Source organism: Shimia fortis (genome assembly GCF_040225985.1).
Taxonomy (GTDB): domain Bacteria; phylum Pseudomonadota; class Alphaproteobacteria; order Rhodobacterales; family Rhodobacteraceae; genus Shimia.
Window position 1 is genome coordinate 16499 of sequence record NZ_JBBPEU010000010.1, and the last position, 16351, is coordinate 32849.

Genomic DNA, 16351 nt, shown 5'->3' on the forward strand with positions numbered 1-16351 from the left:
TCTGACTCTCACCAGTCCCGGAGATGCCCATGACCCGCCTGATTCCCGCCCTGCTGGCTGCAACGCTTTTGGCCAGCCCTGTTGTCGCCGCAGATGCCAAGAAAAAGGAATTCTGCCAGATCAACACCGATATCATCCAGCGTCTGGTGGATATGCGGCTGGAGCGTGTCGGCAAGGCCAAGGCCGTGGCGGAACTGACCAAGGGCGAAAATGCTGTGCCCGAAAATTATCAGGTAGCGGTGACGCAATGGTCGGACTGGATCTATGGACAGCCGCGACGCGACGCCAAGAAATTCGTCGCCGATGAATTCTACCAGGCGTGTCTGACACAGTAAGCCCGCTGGACTTGGGGTCGCCCCGCGCCCATATTACGTGAATGAGTCTGCCACCCGGATTTTTGGATGAACTACGCAGCCGTACCAGCCTGACTCAGGTGGTGGGGCGCAAAGTCATGTGGGATCAGCGCAAATCCAATCAGGGCAAGGGTGATATGTGGGCGCCGTGCCCCTTCCACCACGAAAAAACCGCGTCTTTTCATGTGGATGACCAAAAGGGCTATTACTATTGCTTTGGCTGTCACGCCAAGGGCGACGCGATAAAGTTCGTGCAGGAAACCGAGAATGTCGGCTTCATGGAGTCTGTGCGTATTCTGGCCGAAGAGGCGGGTATGCAGATGCCTGAACGCGACCCGCAAGCCCAGCAAAAGGCGGACAAGCGCACACAGCTGACCGAGGTGATGGAACAGGCGGCGCAGTTCTTTCGCCTGCAACTGAAAACAGGTGGCGGGGCTGCATCGCGCGATTATCTGGACCGGCGCGGTCTGGACGAGGCCGCGCGCGACCGTTGGGAAATCGGCTTTGCGCCCGATGGCTGGCAGGGGTTGTGGGATCATCTGACCGGCAAGGGCGTGTCCGAGGACCTGATCCTGGCCTGCGGGCTGGCCAAGGCGTCGACCAAGGGCAAGAAACCTTATGACACGTTCCGCAACCGGATCATGTTTCCGATCCGCGATGCGCGCGGGCGCTGTATCGCCTTTGGTGGGCGGGCGATGGACCCCAATGACAATGCCAAATACCTCAACAGCCCTGAAACCGAGCTGTTCGATAAGGGGCGTAGTCTTTACAACCATGGGCCCGCACGCGCAGCGGCGGGTAAGGGACAGCCCCTGATCGTGGCCGAAGGATACATGGACGTGATCGCGCTGGCCGAGGCGGGGTTCGGCGCGTCGGTTGCGCCTCTGGGGACCGCGATCACCGAGAACCAATTGCAACTGTTGTGGCGCATCTCGCCAGAGCCGATCATCGCGCTCGACGGGGATACGGCGGGGCTGCGCGCCGCCATGCGCCTGATTGACCTGACGCTTCCCCTGCTGGAAGCGGGGAAATCCCTGCGCTTTGCGCTGATGCCCGAGGGGCAGGACCCCGACGACCTTATCCGGGCCAAGGGGGCAGGGGCCGTGCAAGAGGTGCTGGAACGCGCTATCCCGATGGTCGACCTGCTGTGGCAACGCGAAATCGAGGGCAAGGTGTTTGACAGCCCTGAACGCAAGGCGGCGCTGGACAAGGCGCTGCACGAGAAGGTCTTGCTGATCCGCGATCCTTCGATCCGTCAGCACTACGTCCAGGCGATCAAGGATTTGCGCTGGCAATTGTTCCGCCCGCAACGCGGCGGCGGTGGCGGGTTCTCGAAATGGCAGCCCAAGCCGGTTGTCAGTACCCGCACCAAGACGTCTATCCTTGCCGCCTCAGAGGTCGCGGTAGAACACCGGCTGCGCGAAGCGGTGGTGTTGGCCGTCGCCCTGACGACGCCTGAATTGCTGGATGATTTCGAGTACGAGATCGAAACAATGGAGTGTGTGGACGAACAGAACGCCCGGTTGCGGGATGTGCTGTTGCGCCATGCCAACAGTCCCGATCCACGTGCAGCGGTCGAGCGAGCTTTGGGGCCCGAAGCCGTTGAAAATCTGCTGCGTCACCCCCATGTGGCCATTGCACCGGCCATCCGCCACGCCGGTGATCTTGAAATGGCACGGCTCACGCTGACCGAGGAACTGGGCAAGCTCAAGGCCGAACGCGGCCTGACTGCCGAGATTGCCGAGGCCGAAGAAGACCTGCTGGGCGTGGCTGACGAGGCTGTGACATGGCGTTTGTCCGAAGCGGCGCAGGCCCGCAACCGCGCGCTGCAAAGCCGCCAAGAAGACAGCGCGGAATACGAACTGGGGCCGAATGGGGCCGCAATCGACAAGGAAGAACGCGCCGCCTTGGACGCGTTGATGGAACGAATCGGAATGACCAGAGGCTCGAAGTGATCGCGCTTGAGCAACATGGTGAGGAAGAAGTAAAGGAATCAGGGTAAACGGGTTGCGAATCACTCAACCGCACGATTGATTCGTCTGATAGCGAATCACCCACAGCCCTTGTTGCAGGAGCACCGCATGGCCGCCAAAGACACCGACGACCGCAAGCCCGCCGATCAGGACGCCGAAATCTCGCTCGATATGAGCCAGGCCGCCGTCAAGAAGATGATCGCCGAGGCGCGGGAGAAGGGCTATATCACCTATGACCAGCTGAATCAGGTTCTGCCCCCCGATCAGGTGAGTTCCGAGCAGATCGAAGACGTGATGTCGATGCTGTCGGAAATGGGCATCAACATCATCGAAGACGAAGAGGCCGAGGAAGAAGAGCAGAAGAACACCGCGCTTGTGGACACGTCCTCTGCAAACCGCGAGGTGGCTCTGGGCTCGGGTACGACCGAGAAACTCGACCGCACAGATGATCCCGTTCGCATGTACCTGCGCGAAATGGGCTCGGTCGAACTGTTGTCGCGTGAAGGCGAGATCGCGATTGCAAAACGCATCGAGGCCGGCCGCAACACCATGATCGCGGGCCTCTGCGAAAGCCCGCTGACCTTTCAGGCGATCACCATCTGGCGCGACGAACTTTTGTCCGAGGACATCCTGCTGCGCGACGTGATCGACCTCGAGACCACCTTCGGCAACCAGATGGGCGAAGACGACGAGGAAGAACCTGTCGTTGACACCTCGAATGTCAACGCTGCCCCTAAGAAGGAAGAAAGCGGCCCCGAGCTTGACGCCGACGGTAACCCGATTGCCAAGGACGATGACGACGACGAGGACGAACAGGCCAACATGTCGCTGGCCGCAATGGAAGCGGCGCTGAAGCCGCGCGTCCTTGAAACGCTCGACATCATCGCGCGCGACTATGCCATGCTGTCGGAAATGCAGGACGTGCGGATTTCCGCGACGCTGAACGAAGATGACTCGTTCTCGGACAAGGAAGAGGCCACCTATCAGAAGCTGCGCTCGGAAATTGTGGAACTGGTGAATGAACTGCACCTGCACAACAACCGGATCGAAGCCCTGATCGACCAGCTTTACGGGATCAACCGCCGCGTGATGCAGATCGACTCGTCGATGGTGAAACTGGCCGACCAGGCGCGCATCAACCGCCGTGAGTTCATTGAGGCCTATCGCGGGCGCGAGCTGGATCCGACCTGGCTGGACGACATGGCACAGAAGCCCGGACGTGGCTGGCAGATGTTCATGGAACGCTCGACCGACAAGGTCGAGGAACTGCGCGCCGACATGGCGCAGGTCGGCACCTATGTTGGTCTCGACATCTCGGAATTCCGCCGCATCGTGCAGCAGGTCCAGAAGGGCGAGAAAGAAGCCCGTCAGGCCAAGAAAGAGATGGTCGAAGCCAACCTGCGCCTCGTGATCTCGATTGCCAAAAAATACACCAACCGTGGCCTGCAATTCCTTGATCTTATTCAGGAAGGCAACATCGGTCTGATGAAGGCGGTGGACAAGTTCGAATACCGTCGCGGATACAAATTCTCGACCTATGCGACGTGGTGGATCCGTCAGGCGATCACCCGCTCGATTGCCGATCAGGCGCGCACCATCCGTATTCCGGTCCATATGATCGAGACCATCAACAAGCTGGTCCGCACCGGGCGCCAGATGCTGCATGAAATCGGCCGCGAGCCGACGCCGGAAGAACTGGCCGAGAAACTGCAAATGCCGCTCGAGAAGGTTCGCAAGGTGATGAAGATCGCCAAAGAGCCGATCAGCCTTGAAACGCCCATCGGCGATGAGGAAGACAGCCAACTGGGCGATTTCATCGAGGACAAGAATGCCGTACTGCCGCTGGACAGCGCCATTCAGGAAAACCTCAAGGAAACCACAACCCGCGTTCTGGCCTCGCTCACCCCGCGTGAAGAACGGGTCCTGCGGATGCGGTTTGGCATCGGCATGAACACCGACCACACCCTTGAAGAGGTCGGCCAACAGTTCAGCGTGACCCGCGAACGGATTCGCCAGATCGAAGCCAAGGCGCTGCGGAAGTTGAAACACCCCAGCCGGTCGCGCAAACTGCGCAGTTTCCTGGATCAGTAAGTGTTGCGGCGCCTTCGGGCGCCGTTTCTTTTTCAGCGGGCAGGCACAAATCGTCTTTCACATCTCGGCGCTGCTGTCGCTTGTGCTTGGTGTCGAATAGAGGGAAGATCGCGCCGACTGATTTGATCTCGGAGGCCCCTATGTCTTTCCTCAAGAAACTATTCGGTAGCAGCAGTGACGAGAAGGGCGAGGCCCCCAAAGCCCCACCAATCGAACATAATGGCTTTATGATCTATCCCCAACCAATCAAAGAGGGGACGACCTATCGTGTTTCAGCGCGGATCGAAAAGGTTGTTGGGGGCGAACTCAAGACACAAGTCCTGGTGCGTGCGGATACCTTGAATGATCCAGGTGAGGCTGCAAACATGTCCAGTACCAAGGCGCAGCAGGTCATCGACGAACAGGGCGAAAAACTCTTTGATCTGCCGCAGGTATAACAACCTGGTTAAAGGGGCACGTCTCCTATCAATGAAGTCTGTGATCTTGACCCAGTGTTCCACACGACGCTCCTCAAGCGGCAATTGCAGCCTGTGACGGGTATTGGTTTGGATTGGGGAAATTTCCTGATCCGCGTGTCCCCTGTTGGACAAGTCGAAGAAGGCGCCCTAGATAAGTGAGACGGATCAATGAGGCCTTTTATGCGTAAACGTTCTTTTGTTCTTCCCCTGACCATCTCTGTCTTTGTGGCGGGCACAGCGGCGGCGCAGTTCGGGTATGTCCCTTGGCGGGTCAACGCGATGCCGGGCAATGGGAATTTCGAGGTGATCGAAGGGCCGGGGGCCGGCAACCAGCGTTATTGGTGCGAAGCGGCGAAATACGCCATCCAGCGCCTCCGCGCCCGCGGCAACACGCGCATGTATATCATCAAGCCCGGCGGTCCGGCGCAGACGCAATCGCGCGCCTACGGTGTTGGCTATACGATTTCACCAACGCCCGAGGTGCTCGAGGCGGCGAAGTCCGCTGGCGGCTATTCTGTGTCCGTCTCGAAGGTGGGCTATAACCTGAGCGTCAGCCATGCCCAAAGCTTCTGCAGCGTGAACGTGCTTTTCTAAACGTCTGACGCCACGTTTTTGACCCGAGCGTCCGATGTCTCGCGTAGGCTTGCCCTGCGGAAAAAGGAGGGTTGGGTCGTGGAAAAGAAATATGTCGAGGTGCTGGGCCAGAAAATGGCCTATGCGGAAATGGGCGCAGGGCGTCCGATCGTGTTCCTGCACGGCAATCCGACCTCTTCGTTCCTGTGGCGCAACGTGATGCCTGAACTGGCCGCGATGGGCCGCTGTATTGCGCCTGACCTGATTGGGATGGGCGACAGTGACAAGCTGCCGGATGCGGGGGGCGACACCTATACGTTCGACACCCACCGCAAGTTCCTTGATGCTTTTCTTGCCGAAATGGGGATCGCGGAAAACGTGGTGCTGGTGATCCATGACTGGGGATCAGCGCTCGGGTTCCATTGGGCGAACCGACATCGGGATGCAGTGGCAGGCATCGCCTATATGGAGGGGATCGTCGCGCCGATTGCATCCTGGGACGATTTCAACCCGCAGGCCGCGCCGGTGTTCCAGGGCTTTCGCAGTGCGGCGGGCGAAGGCATGATCCTGGACAAGAACCTGTTCATCGAACGCGTTTTGCCGGGGTCGATCCTGCGCGATCTGACCAAGGCCGAGATGGACGAATATCGCCGCCCCTTTGCAACGCGCGAGGATCGCTGGCCTACCCTGACCTGGCCGCGCCAGATCCCGATTGCGGGCACACCCCCCGAGGTGGTCGAGATCGTGCAGGCTTATGCCGACTGGCTGAAAACAAGCGATCTGCCCAAGCTGTTCATCAATGCCGACCCGGGCGCGATCCTGATTGGTGATTTGCGCGATTTCTGCCGCGGCTGGCCGAACCAGCAGGAAGTGACGGTGGCGGGCAGTCACTTTATCCAAGAAGACTCCGGCCCCGAAATCGGGCAGGCCATCGCTGCATGGCTGGATGCGACCGGCGTTTGACACCCCCCTGCGCCGCCGTGTCAGAAAGGTCTTGCCTTGCGGTGTGACCGGAGGCTAGGTCGCGCTCATGCAGACAGAGTTTTTGATAAAGACCCACGGACAGGGGTTGTATGAATTCACCCGCGATGCGACGCGCTGGGTGGCCGAACAACAGGTGTCACAGGGGCTGTTGACCCTATTCGTGCAGCACACGTCTTGCAGTCTCTTGATACAGGAAAACGCCGATCCCGAGGTGCAAACCGATCTGCGGAGTTTTTTCCACCGGCTGGTGCCGCCCACGACAGACCCCGCGATGGCCTATCTGACCCATACCTATGAAGGTCCCGATGACATGCCGGCCCATATCAAGGCCGCCATGATGCCGGTGTCGCTGTCCATTCCTGTCGCGCAGGGGCGTCCGGTTCTGGGCACGTGGCAGGGAATTTACCTGTTTGAACATAGAAATGCGCCGCACACACGACATGTGACAGCGCATCTCATTGCATGAAAGGAAAGTCTGGAGGAACTTTCTTGACTCCAAGATGCAGCTTTTTGCGCCCTTGCAACAGGGGGAAAATATAAAAAATTTCCCCTTTGCGAAAAAATCCCATCATGTTGGGGGCGCATTTCCCCTCTACCCAAACGCTAGTGGGTCTCCTATAGTGCCTGTGGATAAGTCGCGCGCCCGCCACTAGGTGCGCCAATAATACACGAGGGAGAGACCATGCGCTGCCCGTTTTGCGGAAATATCGACACGCAGGTAAAGGACTCGCGGCCTGCCGAGGATCACGTTTCGATTCGGCGCCGGCGGTTCTGTCCGGCCTGTGGAGGCCGGTTCACCACCTATGAACGGGTCCAGTTGCGCGATCTGGTCGTGGTCAAGACCAATGGCCGGCGCGAGGATTTCGATCGTGACAAGCTGGAACGCTCGATCCGGATCTCCATGCAGAAACGCCCCGTCGAACCTGAACGCATCGACCAGATGATCTCGGGGATCGTGCGGCGTCTTGAGAGCATGGGTGAAACCGATATCCCCTCGAAGACCATCGGCGAAATCGTGATGGAGGCCCTCGCGCGGATCGACACGGTGGCCTATGTGCGATTTGCCAGCGTTTACAAGAACTTCCAGGCGGCGGACGACTTTGATAAATTCGTATCCGAGTTGCGCCCCAACACCCAACCAGAAGAATAAGCCCTGTCAGATGCACGGTATATGGCGCTGGCCCTGCAACTGGGGCGGCGCGGTCAGGGACGGACCTGGCCCAACCCGGCCGTGGGTTGTGTCATCGTGAAAGATGGCGTCATCGTCGGGCGGGGCTGGACCCAGCCGGGCGGGCGCCCCCATGCCGAACCCGTGGCGCTTGCGCAGGCAGGACAGGCCGCGCGCGGTGCGACGGCCTATGTCACGCTCGAGCCTTGTTCGCATCATGGACAAACACCGCCCTGTGCGCAGGCGCTGATCGGTGCGGGTGTGGCGCGGGTGGTGGTGGCCGTGGGCGATAGCGATGCGCGCGTGTCGGGGCGCGGTTTTGCCATGTTGCAAGACGCCGGGATCGAAGTCACCATCGGCGTTCTGGCCGAAGAGGCCGCCCGTGACCTGCAGGGGTTTTTCCTGAAAACCGAACAGGGGCGGCCTTTTCTGACCTTGAAACTGGCCTCTTCTCTGGATGGGCGGATCGCGACCGCCTCGGGCGAGAGCCAATGGATCACCGGCCCCGAGGCGCGGCGGATGGTCCATGCCATGCGCGCGCGCCATGATGGTGTGTTGGTCGGCGGCGGCACGGCGCGGGCCGATGACCCGTCCCTGACAGTGCGTGGGCTGGGTACCATACAACAGCCGGTCCGTATCGTGGCCTCGCGGCGGCTGGACTTGCCGCTGTCCGGCAATCTTGCACGTACTGCCCACGAGGTGCCGGTCTGGATTGCCCACGGGCACGATGCCGACCCCCTATTGGTGGACAGCTGGGCCGGGTTGGGCGCGACCCTGTTGCCTTGTGATGTCGAGCAAGGCCAACTTTCAGTGCGGTCGCTGTTGCAGGCGCTCGGGGCGCAGGGGATGACCCGTGTCTTCTGCGAAGGGGGCGGGGCGCTGGCCGCGTCACTTCTGTCGGCGGATCTGGTGGACGAGTTGATTACCTTCGAAGCCGGGCTCGCCATCGGGGCCGAGGGTACGCCGTCCCTCGCGGCGATGGGGCTGGCCCGTCTGGCTGCCGCGCCGCGTTTACGCCTTGTGTCTCATCAACAGGTTGGGGCCGATCTGATGGCGGTCTGGCGGCGTTAATTCCTAGCGCCATAGCCCGCTATAGGACGACAATAATCCCTGCAGTTTCGACAGTATACGGTTCGCCACGCCGGGATGCGGGATTTTCCCTTCGGCCAAGCGTTCAACGGCAACTTCGACCGGGCAGGGACGCCCCGTGACCGGATCGAAATAGCGGGGATAGTCGATCAGCGCCGCATGGACCAGCCCAGCAAGGGTTGGTTCGGCCTGTCGTCGAGCCGGTGTCGGCCCCAGATCGGTGGTCAGGCCCCAGCCCGCATAAAACGGCGCGCCATAGGTCACGACGCGACAGTCGCGCATCAGGGCTTCGAACCCTGTGCCAGAGGTCATCGTCCAGACCTCGTCAACCTCTTCCAGCAGGGTCGCCATGTCAGCCCCCGCAAGGGTCAGGTCCGCCCATTGTTCCGGCGCCGCGACATCGCCCTTGCGCAATCCCGCCAGCACATCGGGGTGGGGTTTATAAAGGATAACAGCTTCGGGGTTGGCGCTGCGCACGGCAGCCAAGAGATCTTCATTCGTGCACACATCCCGCGCGCCTTTCAGGATCGAGGCGTCATCCTCGACCTGACCTGGGACCAGAATCCGGCGCCCTGCTGGCAGCGGCGGCAGGTCGCCGTCCAGATTGTACTTGCTGACCCCGCGCGCGCGCAAGGACGCCATCAGCCGCTCGGCGCGCAATTCCTGATCCGGGCGCAACGTGCTGCGCAGCGTGATCAGGCGTTCGAGACGGCTTTCGCGGGTCGGATCATAGTAGATGCCCAGATCGTCACAAACCAGAGATAGCGGTGGTACCAGCTCGGCCCCCAACCCGCGCGAGCGCAGGAATCCGTCCTCGACCCGGATCGCACCCTGCGGCGCGTCGTTCAGGCCCCAGACCATTTCTGGACGCCCGGTTTCCGGCGCGTCGAATGTCATTGGCTGATACTGACCAAAGATCCTTTGCAGCGGCTTGCGCTTCCACATCCGCATATGATGCGCGTTCCACCCGTCCTTGTCGGCGCGCCAGGCGCGGGTCTTGGCCTCAAGCGTGCTGATTGCGTCTTCACACTCGCAAAGGCGATCGCGATAGGGGTCGTACCAGACCGGATACAACAGCATGGACGCAGCAAACAGTTGGGCGCGGGTCAGGCTGCGCTGACGGCGGGGCACTGGGCGTTCATCCTGCGTAAGACCCCAGCCCGCATAGAACGGCTGTCCGAAAACACGGGGTTTGTGGCCTGCAAAGATTGCCTCGAACCCCATCTGCGAGGACACGGTATAGACACCGACTGCGCCTTCAAACAGCGCCCACGGGCTGTAGGGGTCGGCTATCAGTGTCACGCGGTCGGTTTCATCTTCCGGCCCGAAATAGCCCGCCCGCGCGCCACCCGCGGTTTCGGGATGCGTTTTGATCAGAACGCGACAGCCCGGGTGCTCTTCCTGCGCAAAGACCAGCATCTCGCGAAAACTGCTTTCATCCGCGCCGCTGGCCGTGACCGAGGCATCTCCCCGGGTCTGGTCGATGACCAGCACATAGCCCGGATCGGGGTGGGGCAGGGTCGGATCATTGCCCGAATACTTGCTGAGATGTAACTCTTTGAGGCGGGCGATGCAGCCGCGCGCCCGATCCAGGAGCGCGCTGTCGTCAAGCGGTGCCTTGGCCAGCAGCTCTTCAAGCTCGGACGGGCGGCTCGGGTCAAAATGGGGGGCCTTGCGGTCGATGAACAGACCAATCGGCGGTTCCTGCCCGATGCGCGCCGGGCGCACCGACCGGAGGAAAGCATCTTCGAAATAGGTGATGTCGGCACCGGTCCAGTCTGACACCGCTTCGCCACGCCCCGAGGTCGGGCTTTGCCCCCAGACCGCGATGCCGTCTTCCGGCCCCGGCTTGCCAAGCCGCAGGTCATAGCCTGCCAGCTCAATGATACGCCGCAGCCGGGTTTGTGTGAAAAAACCACCGTTGAATGCAAAAAGCCGCCGGGAAGGATCCCCGGCGGCGTTGTCTTGGTGTGGGGCCGCTGCCACTTTAGAAGCCGCCAAGCGAGCCAATCGTGTCAGCCGATGTAAGTGTGCCGGTGATGGCCGAAATGGTCTTATCCCACTGGGTGATGGGCGCTTCGGTGACATAGAGCAGATCGCCATCGCGTATCACGAAATCCCGCGCGACAAACAACCCGTTGGGCTGGGTCAGGTCCAGCACATAGACCATGCGCTGTGCCCCGACCAGATCACTGCGTCCGAGCACCTGGTTCGAGACCTCGGGGGCCTCGTTGCGGAACACGAACACGCCTGTGGGGTCGCCCTGCATGGCGTTGATGCCGCCCACGGTTGCAATCGCTTCCAGAGCGGACATGTCCTTGGTTTCAAAATTCACGCGGCTTTGCGTGCCGGTCGCCCCGAGCGCCGTAAAGGCGCGGGTGTCCTCCTCGACCAGAATACGGTCGCCCCCGCGCAGTGCGATATCAAGGCGCGGATCATCATAGAGATCCTGCAGCCAGATCTGGCCGCGCTGGCCGCCACGCAATACGGTCACTTGGGTGATCTCGGGTTCGATGGTCACGCCGCCCGCATTCGCCAGCATGGCTGTCAGGGTGCGGGTGGGGCGTTCGATAGGATAAACCCCTTGCGCGCCAATCGAGCCGACCAGAGACACGGTTGACCCGTCCCCGGCCACGCGACGCACCTCGACCTGCGGGTCGGGGGTTTGTTCTTCCAATTTGTTGCTGATGACGCGACGGATCGATTCCGGCGTATTGCCCGAAGCGCGGATGCGGCCTGCATAGGGCACAAAGATAAAGCCGGATCCGTCGACCTGCACTTCTTCCAGAACCGCGGCAACCTGGCCTTCGGGGCCAAGAAGGGGTTTGTCGACGTTCTCCCAGATGGTCAGCGACAGGACGTCGCCGGGACGGATCGTGTCCGAACCAAGCTGGCCGGCATTCTTGAAGCTTTCGGAAAATCCGAGTGCCGGCACCACCGCCGTGGCGCGGGTGACGCGGTCATTCACCGCAACGACAAAGGCATCGCCCTCGCGCTGGACAGATCCCGCAAAGATTTCGCGTTTGTTCGGACCCGCGCGCGGCACAAGGCTGCACGAGGAAACGATTCCCAACGCGGCCAACAGGGCGACGGAATACGCCCACCGTTTTTCCTTGAATTTCACTGCTCGGTCTCCTCGACCTTTATTATTCTGCCTGAGGTTTTTTTCCCAAGTTACCGGAATCCGTTTCAAAAATCCAGCGCTAGACCTTGTGTCCCTTACTTCACCAGACGCAAGTGTTGCCTCGGAGCCGCTGTTCCGGATTCGAGCGCGTCATACGGGTCTTCGGGGGATAGCATCATGTCAACTACGTGCCGCAGCAACTGGCGACGCCCGCGCGCCGAGTAGAAACCGCCGGACACCTGGCTGGTTTCCAAAAGATAGCGGCGGAACACCTTGTAGGCGCGGTTGTCAGGGCGGGTGGCGCCCGCGAAGAAGTCTCCGATCGGCTGATCGCTGACAAATTCTGGCTGATTATAGACGGCGCTTCCGAACACCTTGAGCGGGATCCCCCGCCACAAGACCTGTTGTCCGGCGGTGGAATTGACGGTGACGGCGGTGCGGGCTTCGTTCAACAGTTGGGCCAGCTTGCCGCCGCGCACGTAATGCACGCGGTCGCGGATGCCGTGTGCCTTGGCCAGACGCGCGATCTCGCGGCGCAGGGGGACGCGACCGTCCTCTAGCGGGTGGGCCTTGAAGACGAAGTGATGGTGACGCGGGGCGTCCTTGGCAAAACCCGCGATCACGACGTCCAGAAACTCGGTCATGGTCGTGAAGGGCGAATGTTCCTGAAAGCTGCTGTCATGTTCCAGTTGCAGCAAAGCAAGGTGATAGGGAAACCCGCCATGGCGGATGCGCCACGTGGCAATGCGACGTTCGATCGCCTGGAACGGCATCAACAGAAGGCGGCGCAGGTAGAGCTGGAATTCGCGCGTGACAGACAGTGCGCGGTGCGGCCGGAAGTTGCGGAACTGCCGGTTCCGGAACATCACGAACCAATGATACAGTGCGCCGTAAAACACGTGCTGGCGCATGTCGCCCCAGTGGCCGGGCGGCATCGGCGCCTCAAGATCGGCCCCTTCCAGCGCCTTTTCCATATCGGGGATGGTCATGCCCATCAGGCGCGAATGCCCGTTCGAGCCGCCCCGTTCATAGGTCACCCAGTAGGGCCGCAGATAGCCTTCCTCGAACACATGCACGCGGATGCCGACAGATTTGGCGTGGGCCACCGCCTTGGCGTGGATCGGGCGCACATCGCCATAAAGCACGATGTCGGTCACGTCCTTTTCGACGCAGATTTGTGCGAAGGTCTCGGGCCATGCTTCTTGCGGCTGGGTGAAGGGAATAAAGCTGGCCCCGTGAAACCAGAAGGCCCGGTCGCCCGCATTGAACCCCACCCGCCAGACCGTTGCGCCGGACCGGCGCAACATTTTGCCCAACGCATGGAAGAAAGGCCCGTGTGGCCCCTGCAAGAACAGGAAAACCCGTTTATGTCCGCTCGTGACTGCCATATTGACCTGCTTATATCTACAAGTTCTTCCACGGACGTTACCGCGTCTGTTTGGCAAAAGTAAGGCGGCTTGCGCGCGGGGACGTGGCGGGCTAGGTCTTTCAGCAACAGTCACATCAGCAGGATGAGCCCCATGTTCACAGGCATTATCACCGATATCGGCACCGTGCGCGAATTGGAAAAACGCGGCGATCTGCGCGCGCGGATCGCGACCGGATATGACACGGCGGGCATCGACCTCGGGGCCTCGATCGCCAGTGACGGCGTGTGCCTGACCGTGGTCGATCTGGGCCCCGACTGGTACGATGTGGAAATCAGCGCCGAAACCGTGTCCAAGACCAACCTTGGCACATGGGAGGTCGGGCGCCGCGTGAATCTTGAGCGGGCCCTGAAGGTCGGGGACGAATTGGGCGGGCATATCGTGTCGGGCCATGTTGACGGCGTGGCCGAGGTGATTGCCGTCAAGGACGAGGGGGACTCTACCCGTGTGACCCTGCGCGCGCCCGAGGCGCTGGCCAAATTCATCGCGCCCAAGGGATCGGTGGCCTTGAATGGCACGTCCCTGACCGTGAACGAGGTGGCGGGCTGCGATTTCGGGATCAACTTCATCCCCCACACCAAAGAGGCGACGACCTGGGGCGATGTGGCGGTTGGTCAGAAGATCAACCTCGAGATCGACACGCTGGCGCGCTACGTGGCGCGACTGGCCGAGATGTCGTCCTGAGACACTGGCAGGGGGAGGGGCGCTGCCCCTCTTGGCCCCGGTGGGGCCAATTCACCCCGAGGTATTTTTCCCAAGAAAAAGACGTTGGGGGGTAGGCTTGGGCCTACCACATGTCGCCGATGGTGAAACCGGTCTGGAACGGATCGGTCGGGTCGAGCGTATAATTCGACATCCCGTAGATCCAGCCCTGTCCGGATAGGGTGGGCACGATGGCGGGGTAGGGGCCGATCCGGCTGGTGTCCACGATGCGACCCGTAAAGGTGGTGCCCATCGGACCCGCATTGACGTAATCCTCACCTTCTTTCAACAGACCCCTGGCGTGCAGTACCGCCATCTTGGCACAGGTGCCGGTGCCGCAGGGCGAGCGGTCAAGGATGCCGCTGGCCGCGTGCGGGTGGTCGGGATCAAAGGGGCCGGTCGACAAGGTGATGGCGCCGCGCCCGTCTGTGGCAGGGTCGGTGGGCGCGCCCCAGAGGTTGGTGATGGTCGGACCAGTGAGGGTCGGGTTCTCGGGATGTGTCACGGGCAGTTGCGCGCGCGCCGCGTGACCGATCGCTTCTGATACGCGCACGATTTCGCGGCCATTTTCGGGTGCAAGGCTGATGCCTAGCGCGTCGGCATCGGCCAGCACGAAGAACATGCCGCCCCAGGCCACGTCCACGGACACTTTACCAAGCCCCGGAACATCCACCGCTGCATCCAGATGCAGAGCGAAAGCCGGCACATTCTGGAAGGTGACGCGCGTGACCTTGCCGTTTTGGCAGGTGGCCCGCACGGGGATCAGCCCCGCGGGCGTTTCAAGCGTCAGTTCCGTGACCGGTTCCCGCATGGGCAGGATGCCGGTTTCCAACAAAACGGTGGTAACGCAGATCGTGTTGGATCCGCTCATCGGCGGATATTCCGTCTGCTCCATGATGATAAAGCCGGCATCGGCCTCGGGGTGGCAGGGCGGGACAAGCACGTTGCAGCACAGCGCCGGATGGCCGCGCGGTTCCTGCAGCATCAGGGTGCGGATGTCATCGCCATTGGTCTGCATCCACCGCATCTTCTCGAACACAGTGTTGCCCGGCATATGCGGCACGCCGCCGGTGATGACGCGGCCCGGTTCGCCTTCGGCATGGGCCTCGACGGCGGTGATCAGTCTGGACAGGCGCATGGGGCGGCTCCGGTTAGGGCTGGACGGTTTCACCCTAGGGCGCGAAATCCCGTCGCGTCCAGTGCCAAGAACGGCGGGTCTGGCACTGGCATTCGGGAACGGGCTGGGGTATGCGATGGCTGACAAATTTGGCAAAGGACGCGCGCCCCATGACTTTTGAAACTCCCGGCCCGGTCGAGGCAAGCCTGCGTGACGCGATCAGCCCGATCGAGGACATCATCGAAGAGGCCCGCAAAGGCCGCATGTATATCCTTGTTGACCACGAGGACCGTGAAAACGAAGGCGACCTCGTGATCCCGGCCGAGTTCGCGGATGCCGATGCGATCAACTTCATGGCCACGCACGGGCGGGGCCTGATCTGTCTGCCGATGACGGCCGAGCGGATCGACAAGCTGGGCCTGCCGATGATGGCTGTCAACAATTCGTCGCGCCATGAAACCGCCTTTACCGTGTCGATCGAAGCGCGCGAAGGGGTCTCGACCGGCATTTCGGCGGCCGACCGCGCCCTGACCATCGCCACTGCGATCAATGAACAGAACACTATGGCCGCGATTGCCACGCCGGGGCACGTGTTCCCGCTGCGTGCACGCTGGGGCGGGGTGCTTGTGCGCGCCGGCCATACCGAGGCCGCCGTCGACATCTCGCGCCTGGCTGGTCTGCACCCGTCCGGTGTGATCTGCGAGATCATGAAAGACGATGGCACCATGGCGCGTCTGCCTGATCTGGTTACATTCGCGCGCAAGCATGACCTGAAGATCGGGACGATTTCCGACCTGATTTCCTATCGCGCGAAGCATGACAACCTGATCCGGGAAACCCGTCGCGACACTGTCACCGCCGAGGTGGGGGGCGACTGGGAAATGCGCATCTTCACAGATGAAATCCACGGCGTCGAACATATGGCGCTGATCAAGGGCGACATTTCCACGGACGCCCCCGTTCTGGTGCGGACCCATGCGCTGAACGAGTTGACAGATGTGCTGGGGCTGGGCCCGAAACCGCGCGACGAGTTCCACGACGCCATGAAAATCGTCGCCGAAGAGGGGCGCGGCGCGGTGCTCTTGTTCCGTGAGCCGCATCCGAAATTCGACTTTGGCGATGACGAGGACCGTCCCCGCATCATCAAGGACACCGGGCTGGGGTCGCAGATCCTGTCGTCTATGGGCCTGTCCGAGTTGATCCTGCTGACGGATTCACCGCAAACCCAGTATCTCGGCATTGATGCCTACGGGCTGTCGATTGTCGGCACCCGTCCGATTTCCAAGGAGTAA

The 16351-nt window shown here is 61.3% G+C and carries 15 protein-coding genes; 11 read left to right on the plus strand and 4 right to left on the minus strand.

Features of this window, described 5'->3' with window-relative positions; translation table 11 throughout:
- The first annotated feature begins 29 nt into the window (after positions 1–29).
- From WNE31_RS14485 to ribD, 9 genes are all read left to right on the plus strand, one after another.
- Positions 30–335, plus strand: coding sequence for a hypothetical protein (locus WNE31_RS14485; protein ID WP_349980637.1), 306 nt, complete (start codon positions 30–32; stop codon positions 333–335).
- Positions 336–376: 41 nt separating this feature from the next.
- A complete protein-coding gene (dnaG, locus tag WNE31_RS14490; RefSeq protein ID WP_349980639.1) occupies positions 377–2308 on the plus strand; it encodes a DNA primase in 1932 nt (643 codons plus the stop codon).
- A 126-nt stretch (positions 2309–2434) separates the two neighbouring features.
- Complete coding sequence (rpoD, locus tag WNE31_RS14495) at positions 2435–4417, plus strand: RNA polymerase sigma factor RpoD (RefSeq protein WP_349980640.1); 1983 nt, start codon at positions 2435–2437, stop codon at positions 4415–4417.
- A 140-nt stretch (positions 4418–4557) separates the two neighbouring features.
- The gene (locus WNE31_RS14500) at positions 4558–4854 is read left to right on the plus strand and encodes an HlyU family transcriptional regulator (RefSeq protein WP_349980641.1); all 297 of its coding nucleotides are present in this window, start codon (positions 4558–4560) and stop codon (positions 4852–4854) included.
- A gap of 201 nt (positions 4855–5055) precedes the next feature.
- Positions 5056–5469 (plus strand): hypothetical protein, encoded by a 414-nt coding sequence (locus WNE31_RS14505; RefSeq protein WP_349980642.1) that lies wholly within the window; start codon positions 5056–5058, stop codon positions 5467–5469.
- A 78-nt stretch (positions 5470–5547) separates the two neighbouring features.
- The gene (locus WNE31_RS14510; protein ID WP_349980643.1) at positions 5548–6411 is read left to right on the plus strand and encodes a haloalkane dehalogenase; all 864 of its coding nucleotides are present in this window, start codon (positions 5548–5550) and stop codon (positions 6409–6411) included.
- Positions 6412–6478: 67 nt separating this feature from the next.
- On the plus strand, positions 6479–6898 hold the full coding sequence (locus tag WNE31_RS14515) for a secondary thiamine-phosphate synthase enzyme YjbQ (protein ID WP_349980645.1): 420 nt from the start codon (positions 6479–6481) through the stop codon (positions 6896–6898).
- 216 nt (positions 6899–7114) lie between these two features.
- On the plus strand, positions 7115–7582 hold the full coding sequence (gene nrdR, locus WNE31_RS14520; protein WP_349980646.1) for a transcriptional regulator NrdR: 468 nt from the start codon (positions 7115–7117) through the stop codon (positions 7580–7582).
- 21 nt (positions 7583–7603) lie between these two features.
- Entirely contained in the window at positions 7604–8671 is a 1068-nt protein-coding gene (ribD, locus tag WNE31_RS14525; protein WP_349980647.1) for a bifunctional diaminohydroxyphosphoribosylaminopyrimidine deaminase/5-amino-6-(5-phosphoribosylamino)uracil reductase RibD, read from the plus strand.
- 3 nt (positions 8672–8674) lie between these two features.
- Here ribD and WNE31_RS14530 read toward each other — a convergent pair whose 3' ends face one another.
- The 3 genes from WNE31_RS14530 to WNE31_RS14540 all read right to left on the minus strand — a co-directional run bounded on the left by WNE31_RS14530 (position 8675) and on the right by WNE31_RS14540 (position 13201).
- Positions 8675–10675, minus strand: coding sequence for a capsular polysaccharide biosynthesis protein (locus WNE31_RS14530; RefSeq protein ID WP_349980649.1), 2001 nt, complete (start codon positions 10673–10675; stop codon positions 8675–8677).
- Position 10676: 1 nt separating this feature from the next.
- Positions 10677–11813 carry a polysaccharide biosynthesis/export family protein gene (locus WNE31_RS14535; RefSeq protein WP_349980650.1) on the minus strand — a complete coding sequence of 379 codons (1137 nt, stop codon included), beginning with the start codon at positions 11811–11813 and terminating at the stop codon, positions 10677–10679.
- A gap of 95 nt (positions 11814–11908) precedes the next feature.
- Positions 11909–13201: a capsule biosynthesis protein gene (locus tag WNE31_RS14540; RefSeq protein ID WP_349980652.1), complete on the minus strand. Its 1293-nt coding sequence runs from the start codon at positions 13199–13201 to the stop codon at positions 11909–11911.
- Between the two features lie 132 nt (positions 13202–13333).
- Between WNE31_RS14540 and WNE31_RS14545 the strand changes: the two genes are divergently transcribed.
- The gene (locus tag WNE31_RS14545; RefSeq protein ID WP_349980654.1) at positions 13334–13924 is read left to right on the plus strand and encodes a riboflavin synthase; all 591 of its coding nucleotides are present in this window, start codon (positions 13334–13336) and stop codon (positions 13922–13924) included.
- A gap of 103 nt (positions 13925–14027) precedes the next feature.
- Here WNE31_RS14545 and WNE31_RS14550 read toward each other — a convergent pair whose 3' ends face one another.
- Positions 14028–15080, minus strand: a complete 1053-nt coding sequence (locus WNE31_RS14550; RefSeq protein WP_349980656.1) for a proline racemase family protein — start codon at positions 15078–15080, stop codon at positions 14028–14030.
- A gap of 149 nt (positions 15081–15229) precedes the next feature.
- On the opposite strand from WNE31_RS14550, the gene ribB reads away from it, so the two are divergent.
- Positions 15230–16351 (plus strand): 3,4-dihydroxy-2-butanone-4-phosphate synthase, encoded by a 1122-nt coding sequence (gene ribB, locus WNE31_RS14555; RefSeq protein ID WP_349980658.1) that lies wholly within the window; start codon positions 15230–15232, stop codon positions 16349–16351.